Below are 11,845 nucleotides of genomic sequence, written 5' to 3'. Positions count from 1 at the left end.
ATCCTTTTTAGGCTGGCTATGAAGTCCTGGAATGTTTTTTCTTTGTATATTTCATCTGTAAAGCTGCTGTCGGGCAGGGGGGAACCTGTTTCCGTTCCGACAACAGAGCACCCGAAACTTCTGGCAAAGATCAGATGTTCTGCAAAACGGGTCAGTGATTTTTCCCTTTCTGCTGGAACCGGATGGACTGGATTGATATAACATCCAAGCACAGAAATATTAATCTTTTTCGAGTAAAAGCAGTCCCTGATATAATTACCCATGCCGGGACTCAGCCGACCAGAATCGTCATTGAGATTTATAAGAGATTTTTTCAGAGCCAGCTGGATATGGGAAAAACCGTACTCTCCAATCTTCTCAGACAAGTTTTCCACTGTCATTTTTCCCAGATCATGGGCTCTGATCCCAATATTCAACATGAATAGGCCTCCTTTGGGATAAAAAAAATGCAGAGCCCGCCACGAGGACAGACTCTGCCAATAGAGGAGACTGTTTTATTGATTCAATTCTGCAAGAATCGTATCAAGTTCAAGATCCATTGCCTTGGCTTTGTATTGTGCCTGAGCCTCTGCAGGTGTTAATGCTCCAGTGACTGCGAGAGCGAAGAATTCCTGTTTAACTGTCAGCAGTTCACCATTTCTTTTAATATATATATCTCCACCCTGGGGCAATGATAACTGAATCGAGTTGGCAACATGAATCTCCCTGGAGAGGTTGATCAGATCTGTCAGCGGTACAAGAGGCTTCCAATTGTTCATGATGAGAGTCGGGTCTGAATAGGCTTTGTCGAAGGGTCTGTCAGGATTGGCCGGTTCGGGCATCATGACGTATTTTCCATCTTTCATTTCATAATGTGTCCCTTCAATTCCGTAAGTAAACAGAACCTGCCCGGCACCTTTATCCAGCATTGTGTTCAGGAATACATCAAAAACTGCCGCGGGATTTTTTGCCGCTGTTGTAATTGAGAATGCGGGTCCTACTCTGTTGATATAAAAGGCGTTTTTAATGGGTTCAATGGAGATGACCTGTGCCGCAGGATTACTGTTCTTAGCACTTTCATCGAATCTTTCAGCCCAGGTTCCAGACCAATATTCCATAACTCCTGCCTGACCTTCATAAATCTTGCTTCTGGCAGTCGATGTCTTATTTGTAAAAAATTCGTTATCGAGGATGCCTTCATTATACAGTTTATTAAACCGGGTCAGGGCATCTTTCATTTCCGGTTCGAGAAACCCGTCTACCCATTTTCCATTTTTATTCTGGAAACCGAACATGGCTTGCTGCATGATAAACCTGTTGTAGTAATCAAACTCGTACCCCGTCTGAAAGGGCATTGTCAGGCCCATGGTATCATTGACTCCATTTCCATCGGGATCACTGAAAGTAAAGGCTTTCAGGACATTGTAATACTCATCCCATGTTGTCGGGACTTTCATATTCAGATTGTCCAGCCAGTCTTTTCTGATGTAAGTCACACAGCCACCGCCGTCATAGGTTGGTACGCCGTATATATGACCGTCTTTCAATCGATAGGCTTCAATGAGATCTTTACTTACATTCTTGAATTCCGCTGATTTCTCTATGTACTCTTCCAGAGGAACCAGATGGCCAGATTTGGCGTAAGACAGGTAGTCATTTGTCTGAATTTCAACAATGTCGGGAAGATCTCCCGCAGCAAAAGTCGCACCCAGAATCTGAGAATACTGATTGTGAACAGGTTTTACAATTTCAATTTTAGTTCCTGTCAGATCTTCAAAGGCCGCGGCCCACTCTTTCTGGCCGTTATCTTCGGTCAGAATCCTGTCAAAAATTGCTGAAATTTTCTTCAGTCCCGGATCTCCTGTTTCACTCGCTTCCTGTTGTCCCGCAGCAAACAGTGCCAGGGGCATCACTAAAAGAAGTAAAATTTGACTCAATTTAGATTTCATAAAAATCCTCCATTATATTTTTCAGGCAAAGCCTGTGATTCACTAACCTTTAACGGCTCCCAGGTTTATACCTTTGACGAAGTATTTTTGTACAAAAGGGTACAAAACAAGAACCGGAATTATCGACACTGTGATGGCTGCATTTTTAAGACTCTGTGTGGCAAAAGAGAATCCTTCAAACCCCTGGGTATCTGTTTCTATGACCAGACTTCTCAGAAATACCTGAAAATTATGAAGATTCGGTTTTGTCTGGATGTACAGGATGTAATCGAAGAACTGATTCCAATAGAACACCGTGTAAAACAGTCCTATTGCCGCCAATCCTGGTTTTGAGAGGGGCAGTACCACGCGGATAAAAGTCTGCAGGGGAGAACATCCATCAATTTCTGCCGCATCAAAAATACTGGTTGGAATACCTTCAAAGAAATTCTTCAGCAGGAGAAGGTAATAGGCATCCATGGCGTGGACTAAAATAACTGCCAGGAGTGAGTTCATGAGGCCGAGATCTCTTATCACAAGAAATAGGGGAATCATTCCAGCACGAAAAACCATTGTTATCAGGGCAAGGACAAGAAGGAATTTTCTTCCCGGCAAAGATCTCTGGGACAGCCCATATGCATAGAGTGACGTGACAGACATGGCAAGAATCGTTCCTGATATTGTTGTTATGAAACTGATCATAAGAGGTCTGAATATGGACGGGCGGCTTACTATGAGTTTATAGGCACCCAGGGTGAATGTTTCAGGGAATATTCTGAAAACAGTTTCCGATGCTTTTTCATCAAATGAATCGATGATGATTTTCAGGATCGGGATCATTATGAGCAAAATAATAGTGAGCATTATGACAATATTGATGGCCCTGAAGGCTATATATGCAGATGATTGTTTATGGATTGAGTGCTTTTTAATCATTTTATGTCCTCCTACAGTACCGATTCGCCGCGGAAATACTTGGCTGCTTTATTAGCACTCATGACGAGAAAAAAGGCGATAACTGATCTGAACAGCCCAACTGCTGTGGCATAACCAAATCTGTATTCTGCAATTCCAGATCGATATACATAGGTCTGGATGACATCAGAAACCTTGTACACCAGGGGATTGTAGAGAACAAATACCGACTCAAACAAGTTGAATATTTTTGCAAGGTTCATAACCAGCACGATGATAATGACCGGTATGAGGTGGGGTATGGTTATATAAAGCATCTGTTTCCAGCGGTTGGCGCCGTCCATAATGGCCGCTTCGTAGAGCTGTGGATCCACTCCTGACAGGGCTGCCAGAAAAATGACTGTACCCCATCCGACTTCCCGCCAGCTTAATATAAAAAGATAGGTGCCCCGCCAGAGTTTGACATCCCCCAGGAAATACTTAAGATCTCCTCCGCTTGATTCAATGAGCATGTTCACCAATCCGCCCTGTCGGGACAGGATCAGAGTGAAGAGCGCCCCTACAACTACCCAGGAAAGAAAGTGGGGCAGGTAGACCACCGTTTGGACAATTCTTTTAAAAACTTGATTTTTAAGTTCATTCAGTAAGAGGGAAATGGTGATGGTCAGAGTCATCTGAATGCAAATATTGGCTGAGCTTAATATGAGGGTGTTTTTAAATGCTCTCATAAATCCATCACTGCCGAATGCATCATTGAAATGTTCAAAACCTATGAATCCGCCGACACCTCTCAGGTCATAATCAAAAAAGGCGTATCTCAAACCCAACATAGGAAGATACCTGAACAATAATAAATAAACAAAACCGGGAAGCATCAGAAGGTAGAACATTTTATATTTCAAAATCTTGTTCAAGTATTGATGTTTCCCTTGATATAGTCTGCCGGAAGGCGTCAACGCCACTCTCTGCCGCATATTTTTTTTACCTCGTTCTGTGTTTTTCTCATTTATTATCATCCCGGGATGTTGAAACTGGATAGAACCCAATACTTTGGAATAGGGCCTAAAATTTTAGATAGGAGAGGGGACAAAACTTTAGGTACCACTCATGTCTTTGGATTTTATGATGTAAAAATATACAACAAGGGATTTTCAATGTACTCTTTAGACGACAACCAAACTGCGGCGGGGGATTCATGCGTTCTATCAATAGGATCTTTTTGTCTTTCTTATCTGCTTACATTATCTTGATTCTTATACCCCTTATGGCCGGTATCTTAATGAATAACTCTATCGTCAATGAGTATGAACAGCATGTAAAACGATCCCATCTTATTTATTTGAAGAAAACCCAGGATGTTCTGGAAAGTTTTATAGAGGATATTAAATGGTCCACATACCAATTGGCAGGAAATACAAAACTGTTAAGGCTTATTTCTGATAAAGAGAAGAATCTGAGTGAACTGGAAAGGTCTTCTTTGATTCGGGAAACAATGATCGAACTCAAAAACTCGCTGTTGTATAATACGTCCTTCAATTCTGTTTTCTATGTATATCTTAAGAATCAGGATACAATCATCACTCCCTATTCCATTTACACTCACAGTGATTTTAATGATTCGGTCAATTTTTTTAAGATGGAGGATATCAGTTCTGTTGACTGGCATAATGGACTGAGCAGCCGGTTCTATCATGGCAAAATACTCCCCGTACGGTCAGTCATCATAGAGGATTTTAAAAACAAAAGAATGATTCCCTATGTTCAGACTCTTCCAGTCGAAAGTAGCCGGGATGTGGGGGATATTGTCGGTGCGATTGTATATCTAATAGGGGAGGCGGACTTTATAAGCCTTCTTGATCATAAAGAAATGCCTCCCGGGAGCATCTCCTATATTGCTGATGATAATAATCAATTTATTTCTCTGGTCTCTAAATCGGATGAAAAGATTGACCCCCTTGTGTTAGAGGGAGACGAAGGGATGGTTGAGATGACCGTCAATGACAGGAAAATGTTCATCATCTATACAACCAGCAGCAAAAACAATTGGAAATATGTTTCTATTCTTCCAGAAAAATGGGTCATGAAAAGCGTCACTTATTATCAGCTCATTTCTATTTCGGTCATGCTGGTTGCTTTGTTCATATGCCTGGGGGCGGCCTATTCTCTCTCCCGGCGCTGGTCAAAGCCTATCGTCAGCAGTTATCATTCCATTTCCGGATATTTGAATAAAGGAATCCGCGAGAAAGTAACCTTCGGATCACTGAATACAAATGTGAATGAACTGATCCACCTGAGTGAGGACATGCAGGATGAACTTCTGAACCAGAAAGTTTTTGTTCACAATGCATTCGTCAACAGGCTTATCAATGGTTTTTTTCAAAGTGACGAAAATCTGCAAAATTATCTGAACCATATCGGGTTCAGTGTTACTGAAAATCATTTCAGCATTGCCATTGTCTCTCCAGGATATATTGAAGCTGCGGGAACAACCGAATCCTTTGATGAAATGGTTCGTGTGAAAAACTTTCTTAAAAGTACATTGCAGCATGAGTTTCCCATCAGGATGATGATTTCCGAGCGTGAAAATAGCAATTTGGTATTGATCCTTATGACCGGATCTGAAGATCTGCTGCTGCATGATAATAAAATCACTGAGGCTTTGATCCATTTCTGTTCTCTCCTGCCTCAGATCTATTCAGAAAATATGACCATTGCTCTGGGGGAGAGTGTGGACTCTCTCATGGAGGCTCATAATTCATATATTCAGGCTCAGGATGTTTTGTCATTAGATGACAGAGCTGGAAACAGGATTCTTCACTATAAGGATTTAGATAAAAAACTGGGGGATTTCTATTTTCCTCTCGAGATGGAGTCCAGGCTGATCAATGCGGTAAAATCCGGAAACTGGGAGAGCCTGGAAAGCCTTTTGAATGGGTTATATTCTGAAAATTTTGGAACAAGAATGCTGGACCACAGACAAACAGACATTTTTCTATCAGGACTCTTCAATACCGTTTGTAGAATCCTGAGCCAATTACCCGATAATGTGCGGGAAAATTTTTCTTTTATCTCTGAAAAGTCTCATTCGGATTTCGAAACGATCAGAGGATTCCTTTTGGAAATTGCCGGTGTTATGCATAACAACAAGAGAAGTCATAATGTTTCACTTATAGAAAAGGTGCAGGAATTCCTGCACAAGAATTATATCAATAAGAATCTAAGCCTATTGATGGTAGCTGAATATTTTTCTATCAGTGAATCCTACCTGTCCTTTTTCTTTAAAGAACAAACCGGAACAAACTTTTCGACATACCTGGAAAAAATCCGTATCGAGAGTGCCCGTGAAATCCTGATCAATAGTGATGAACCGATTCATATCATTGCCGGGAAAGTCGGTTATAATAGTGATAAGACGTTCAGACGGGTTTTCCAGAAGACTTATAATATCAGCCCCGGAAAATTCAGAGAAGAACTATAAATTATTCTTCTCTGTTCAATTCCTTTAAAATCCTATCAATATATAAATCATTTGATCTTGTTTTATATAGATTCATACCATCCTCTATTGATAGTTCACCATTGATGATCCGGCTTATTAATTCCGGTTTTAATTCCTTTTCTATTTCCAGATAATATTGATTGTAATAGGACCCGCCGTATTTAATCTTATCCTTTATCGAGTTTTCATTGAGAACCTTAATGACCGGTTGAATCACATCATCGATTTCCATCTCCTGATCCCAGTCATTAATGACAGAGGCCGGCGGAACGAAGGCTTTTGTGAAAGGGACTTTGTAGGGATCATTTTCATTGGTCAGAAACTGGGGTTTTCCATCAATTATATCCCAGTGATATCCCTGTACTCCGTAGGTAAATAAAGTCTGTATCTGTGATTTGTCGTATTGTTTGTCAATGAAATTGGTAAAGACTCTCTGAGGGTCCTCGGTGCCCTTGGTAATGATCAATAAGGGGGCAACCCTTTTGATATAATATCCCTTCTTCAGAGGAGGTATTGCGATGATTTCTACCTCAGGTCCCGAGACTTTTCTTGTCCTTTCCAAAAGATTCCTTGCCCAATGATTGCCCCAGTATGTAATGATTCCCACATCCCCGCTGATAAATCTATTCCTGGCAGTGAATGTTGTATTTGTGGGAATATTGGTGTCTGCCAATCCTTCCTGATAAATTTTTCTTAGTCTTTTAAGGGCATCGATAAAGGCAGGTTCTGTGAATCCATCGATCCATTTTCCTTCTTTGAAGTATATTTCTACACGGGCATTGAGCATGATGGCACGGTTATACCAGTCCTCACTTGCCGATTTGACGTCCGTATATCCTTTCGTATCATTGATCCCGTTACCATCAGGATCATCATAGGTAAAGGCGGTGAGAATCGTATAAAATTCTTCCCAGGTTTCTGGTGCTTCCAGGCCCAGATTATCCAGCCAGTCTTTTCTAATATATGTGACACAACCTCCGCCGTCCCTGGCTGGAAAACCATAAATTTTGCTGTCCTGTGCCCTGAGGGAATCAAAAAAGTCAGAGTCAAAATTTTTGACATATTGGGAATCCGCTATAAAGTCGTCCAGCGGGAGTGGTATATCTCTTGAGACCATAAGAGATATATATTCTGGTAAAACCTCGCAGACTTGAGGTGAATCTTTTTCAGCAAAACTGACCATCAATTTATCCATATACTGTTGATGGGGCGGTTGGATTATCTTCAGTTCTATGCCGGTTAGTTTTCGATATTCCTCTATGAAGATGCTCTGCCCCTCCCAGTCCTGGATGATCGTATCCAGGTAGGCCGTGAAGCTGAATGTTTCTATCGGGGCTTGTTCTTTTGCGGAACAGGATAATAACAGGGTCATAGCAGTGAGGAGGAGAAATAAATTATTTGACGATTTCATTAGCTGTGATTATAGGCTTCAATTTTGGAGAGCGCAACTTAATATAATTAAGCATTATTTTAAGAAAAAAATATTTTCTTGAATCAAAATCTTCTTCTCCTCTGTAAATAGGTTAATTCAATCTTTTTTATCAAGGAGAAATGCGTGAATAATTTAAACAGTGTGATTCTCGAAGGAAATCTGGTCCGCGATCCCGAGGCCAACCTGACACCCAAGGGGACTCCGGTCTGCAAGTTCTCTTTAGCCAGCAACAGATTTTACAAATCTGAGGGCATTCGCCAGAGTGAAGTTTCTTATTTTGATGTAGAGGTCTGGTCCAAGGTGGCCGAAGCCTGTGAGAAACATCTTAGTAAGGGCCGTGGCGTTCGTGTTGTGGGCCGGCTGAAGCAGGACCGCTGGACCGATGATCAGGGTGACAGCCATTACAAGGTCAAAGTAGTGGGGGAACATGTGGAGTTTAAACCCCAGTATACGGCTTCTTCAGGCCCGGGAGAAACGGATGATGAAATCTCTGATCAGATTCCTGAGGATGCGGAAGAGAGCATGGAAGAGGTTTTGATTTGAATTTTTTATGGAGATCCTGACTGTCGGGATCTCCTATTATTCCGTTAAATTATCATAATGATAAACTGTCCATTTGGATGAGGGTACGGCTTGGGGATGATTATTCATATTGGGAGGATAAATATTCCTGTTGTCAGTTTACTGCTTGTCCCTGAGAGCTGGATTCAGATATCCTGGCTTAGACTAATTTTCTAAGTTCTATAGTATTGTAACCTTACTTTAAAATATATTCAGCTTGATGTTGTACATTTTACGGTATATATTATGTACAAGTGAGGTTGTCTGATGGCACATGTAAATTTAGATAAAGATCTAATTCCCCTTTCAGATTTCAGAGCTTCCTACAAAAAATATATTATGAGTCTTTCCGATGAAAGGAACTCTATTGTATTGACTCAAAATGGGAAAGCTGCCGCTGTATTAGTTTCTCCTGGTGAATACGATCAACTAACAGGAAAAAATGAAGTATTAAATCTTATTGCTTCCCGTTTGCAGGAAATCTCTAATGGTGAGTTTGTTACTAATGAAGATGAAATGTGGAAAGAGCTTGAAGCGTGAGAGTAAAGTTTTTAATTTCAGCAATGGAAGATATGAGATCTATTAAGATATATATTTCCAGAGATAATCCAAAGGCAGCAATAAAGTTGATTAAAAGAATGAGAGCTGCTGTGAAACATCTGGAAGAATTTCCTTATAGTGGCAGGATCATCCCGGAAACATCAAATCCCCAGTTACGAGAAGTAATTGTATCAAATTATCGTGTTATGTATCAGATAACTGATTCACCCATAAATATTTTTGCTGTATATGAAGGTCATAAAATACCTTGAATCTGGAAGGCAACCTGGTCCGTGACCCTGAAGCCTACCACACCCCCAGAGGTACTCCGGTCTGCAAGTTTGCCGTTGCCAGAAACCGGTACTACAAATAGGACGGTGAGAGGCAGAGTGAAATATTCTATGAGAATAAGGAATTCCATGGGATAAGTTCTGTATCTCCCAAAGAAAGTCTTTTTTCTCCACCATAGATACAATTTCCTCCTGTGCTTCCCTGGAGTTTATTAATCCACTTTATATTCTTCATATAATCTTTCTGGAAAGTCATAGATGACTTAATCTCATAAAAATCCAGATAGAGTCCCTGATCGATAAGCAGGTCAATTTCATGTCCATGCTGGTCTCTCCAAAAATAGAGTGGAGCTTCTTCTCCTTTATTTGAGTAGCTTTTCAAGTATTCTGATATAATCCAGTTTTCAAAAATGGCGCCTCGTAGTGGATGAACACTTAATTGTTCAGTGTTTTTTATTCGAAGGAGATAGCATAGAAGACCGGTGTCATAAAAGAAAACTTTTGGAGCCTTTGTAATGCGTTTATTGAAATTTTTATAATGTGGTTGGAGAATAAAACAGATATAGGTTGTCTCAAGTGCGGATATCCATTTTTTTACGGTGGGCTGAGTAATGCCGGAATCACCTGCAAGAGAATTAAAACTCATTATTTGTCCCACTCTGCCGGCCAGTAAGCGAAGAAAATTACTGAAAGACCGTAAATCTGTAATATTGATTGTATCTCGAATATCTTTCTCCACATAGGTTTGCAGGTAATCACCCAACCAGTCTGAAGGTTCAAGTTTCTCATTGTAAATACGAGGATATGAACCATAGAGCAATGTGGAATCAATGTCTATTTTTCTATCCTCAGAAAATATTTCATCTCTCTGTAGAGGTAATAACTGAAGAATTTTTGTCCTTCCTGCTAATGTCTGGGATACTTTGTTTGATAGCTGTAAATTATTAGATCCGGTAAGTACAAATTTTCTTTTATCCTCAGGATTATCCAGTATTTCCTGAAGATATGATAAAATTTCAGGAACTTTCTGTACTTCATCAAAGATGGCACCGCTTTTTATATTATGAAGAAAACCACGGGAATCAAAATAAAACTGTTCCCTAACGTCCGGAGACTCAAAGGAATAATACTCATATTGAGGAAAAAGTTTTTTACAAAGAGTTGTTTTCCCCGATTGCCTGGGGCCGACAAGAGTGAGACATTGTCTCTTCTTCATATGTTTTAGCGCGATAGGTTCAATAATACGATCATACATAAAGTTATGATATGGCAGATTAGTGTATTTGTAAATTCAAAATAGTAGTTTAAATCCACAATTTTTACTAATGGTACTTTGAAAGTCTTGAGCAAGGCCGCGGAAGCCTGTGAATAGCAACTGTTCCTGTAAATCAGACTCCAAGAGCCATGTGGGTTTCTTTGAGCTGGTCTATTATTTTTATTTTCTGGGGGCACTTTGTCTCGCACTGTCCGCATTCAATACACGAATCGGCCCGTTTGCCTTTTACCCAGGGGGTTTCACCAATCTGTGCATAGGATTCTCTGGAAAATCCTGTCAGATTATAGACTCTGTGATAATTCATCAGCTTGAAGCACTCGGGAATATTCACTTCTGCAGGACAGGGCATGCAGTAATTACAGCCTGTGCAATACAGGTCTGCCAGCTTTCTATTCTCCTCCATTGCTGCATTAATAACGGCGATTTCCTGATCATTGAGTTTTTGTTCGTTTGAAGCGACTTTAAAATTCTCCTCAAGCATCTGGGAATTGCCCATTCCCGAAAGAGCACAGGTCACATTTTCATTTGAGAGTACAAACCGAAGTGCTGCTTCCGCCGTACTTGACGCTTTTTCTTTCATCAGTTTCGCTATGACATCAGAAGGTGCTCCGAGTCTTCCACCGCCGATGGGCCCCATTACAACGACTCCCAATCCCTTCTGTTTCGCATAGGCTATGGCCTCCTCGTTGGAGCGGTCAAGCAGATTATATTGGCACAGCACCGTCTCAAAATGCCCTGTATCAATGATTTTGAACATATTCGGCGCATCATCATGGAAAGAAAATGAAATGTGTCTGATCAAACCTTCTTCCTTTGCTTTATAAGCTGCTTCTAAGGGACCGTTTTTCACGTCTATTTTTTCCTGGTATGCCTTCCAGTTTATGCCCCAAAAGTGGTAAAAGTCGATATAATCGGTTTGAAGTTTTTCCAGAGAAGACTCCAGACGTTTTCTGAAATCATCACCGCTCTCATTCTCAATAGGGTTTTTTGTAGATAGATAAAGGTCTTTTCTTCTTTCCCTAATGGCCTTGCCGACAATGATCTCACTTTCTTTATCGCAGTAGTAGGGGGCCGTATCGATATAGTTGACTCCCATATCAATCGCCTTTTTGATCAGCTTTTCACCTTCTTCGTGATCAAAAACTTCCTTGTCACCCACTTTTTTCTGAGGAAGCCTCATCGCGCCGAATCCCAGGGCTGAGATCTCCACTCCCGTGTTTCCTAATTTTCTATACTGCATTTTTACCTCTTGTTCTCAAGTATAATTTTCAACACCTAATCTGTTTGGTTGACTTTAAGGATCGAGCAGCCTGTCGGACTTAATCATTATTGTTCTATTTTTGATCTTTTTCATCTCTTCTTCGTCACTCAATTGTCAAATATGCTCGATATTCTCCTCATTCGTTCCTAAAATAGAAGAAAAAT

11 protein-coding genes and 1 pseudogene are annotated in these 11,845 nt (G+C 40.6%); 5 read left to right on the top strand and 7 right to left on the bottom strand.

All coding sequences use genetic code 11. The features are described 5' to 3' along the window. The 4 genes and pseudogenes from PF479_RS02195 to PF479_RS02180 all read right to left on the bottom strand — a co-directional run. A pseudogene (locus tag PF479_RS02195) lies at nucleotides 1-419 on the bottom strand (sugar phosphate isomerase/epimerase); the annotation flags it as partial. A 75-nt stretch (nucleotides 420-494) separates the two neighbouring features. Further along, nucleotides 495-1,928 carry an extracellular solute-binding protein gene (locus PF479_RS02190; RefSeq protein ID WP_298001785.1) on the bottom strand — a complete coding sequence of 478 codons (1,434 nt, stop codon included), beginning with the start codon at nucleotides 1,926-1,928 and terminating at the stop codon, nucleotides 495-497. A gap of 42 nt (nucleotides 1,929-1,970) precedes the next feature. Continuing rightward, nucleotides 1,971-2,843, bottom strand: a complete 873-nt coding sequence (locus PF479_RS02185) for a carbohydrate ABC transporter permease (protein ID WP_298001783.1) — start codon at nucleotides 2,841-2,843, stop codon at nucleotides 1,971-1,973. Nucleotides 2,844-2,854: 11 nt separating this feature from the next. Next, nucleotides 2,855-3,652: a sugar ABC transporter permease gene (locus PF479_RS02180; protein ID WP_298001781.1), complete on the bottom strand. Its 798-nt coding sequence runs from the start codon at nucleotides 3,650-3,652 to the stop codon at nucleotides 2,855-2,857. Between the two features lie 434 nt (nucleotides 3,653-4,086). On the opposite strand from PF479_RS02180, the gene PF479_RS02175 reads away from it, so the two are divergent. Then, a complete protein-coding gene (locus tag PF479_RS02175; RefSeq protein WP_298001779.1) occupies nucleotides 4,087-6,300 on the top strand; it encodes a helix-turn-helix domain-containing protein in 2,214 nt (737 codons plus the stop codon). Between the two features lies 1 nt (nucleotide 6,301). Here PF479_RS02175 and PF479_RS02170 read toward each other — a convergent pair whose 3' ends face one another. Further along, a complete protein-coding gene (locus tag PF479_RS02170) occupies nucleotides 6,302-7,732 on the bottom strand; it encodes an extracellular solute-binding protein (RefSeq protein ID WP_298001777.1) in 1,431 nt (476 codons plus the stop codon). A gap of 144 nt (nucleotides 7,733-7,876) precedes the next feature. Between PF479_RS02170 and PF479_RS02165 the strand changes: the two genes are divergently transcribed. From PF479_RS02165 to PF479_RS20705, 4 genes are all read left to right on the top strand, one after another. Next, a complete protein-coding gene (locus PF479_RS02165; protein ID WP_298001774.1) occupies nucleotides 7,877-8,296 on the top strand; it encodes a single-stranded DNA-binding protein in 420 nt (139 codons plus the stop codon). 285 nt (nucleotides 8,297-8,581) lie between these two features. Further along, nucleotides 8,582-8,854, top strand: a complete 273-nt coding sequence (locus PF479_RS02160) for a type II toxin-antitoxin system Phd/YefM family antitoxin (protein WP_298001772.1) — start codon at nucleotides 8,582-8,584, stop codon at nucleotides 8,852-8,854. Further along, nucleotides 8,851-9,126, top strand: coding sequence for a type II toxin-antitoxin system RelE/ParE family toxin (locus PF479_RS02155; RefSeq protein ID WP_298001770.1), 276 nt, complete (start codon nucleotides 8,851-8,853; stop codon nucleotides 9,124-9,126). Before PF479_RS02160 ends, PF479_RS02155 begins: the two co-directional genes overlap by 4 nt. Further along, nucleotides 9,123-9,227: a single-stranded DNA-binding protein gene (locus PF479_RS20705; protein WP_367277194.1), complete on the top strand. Its 105-nt coding sequence runs from the start codon at nucleotides 9,123-9,125 to the stop codon at nucleotides 9,225-9,227. Before PF479_RS02155 ends, PF479_RS20705 begins: the two co-directional genes overlap by 4 nt. 26 nt (nucleotides 9,228-9,253) lie before the next feature. Here the strand turns inward: PF479_RS20705 and PF479_RS02150 are convergent, their stop codons facing one another. Together PF479_RS02150 and PF479_RS02145 are read right to left on the bottom strand one after the other, a co-directional pair. Then, nucleotides 9,254-10,399, bottom strand: coding sequence for an ATP-binding protein (locus PF479_RS02150; protein WP_298001768.1), 1,146 nt, complete (start codon nucleotides 10,397-10,399; stop codon nucleotides 9,254-9,256). A gap of 133 nt (nucleotides 10,400-10,532) precedes the next feature. Further along, the gene (locus PF479_RS02145; RefSeq protein ID WP_298001766.1) at nucleotides 10,533-11,660 is read right to left on the bottom strand and encodes an aldo/keto reductase; all 1,128 of its coding nucleotides are present in this window, start codon (nucleotides 11,658-11,660) and stop codon (nucleotides 10,533-10,535) included. Between the last annotated feature and the right edge of the window lie 185 nt (nucleotides 11,661-11,845).

The sequence above is a fragment of the Oceanispirochaeta sp. genome, assembly GCF_027859075.1.
Classification (GTDB): Bacteria; Spirochaetota; Spirochaetia; order DSM-2461; family DSM-2461; genus Oceanispirochaeta.
Note: the sequence above shows the minus strand (reverse complement) of the source record. Positions and strands in the feature narration are given on the sequence as shown.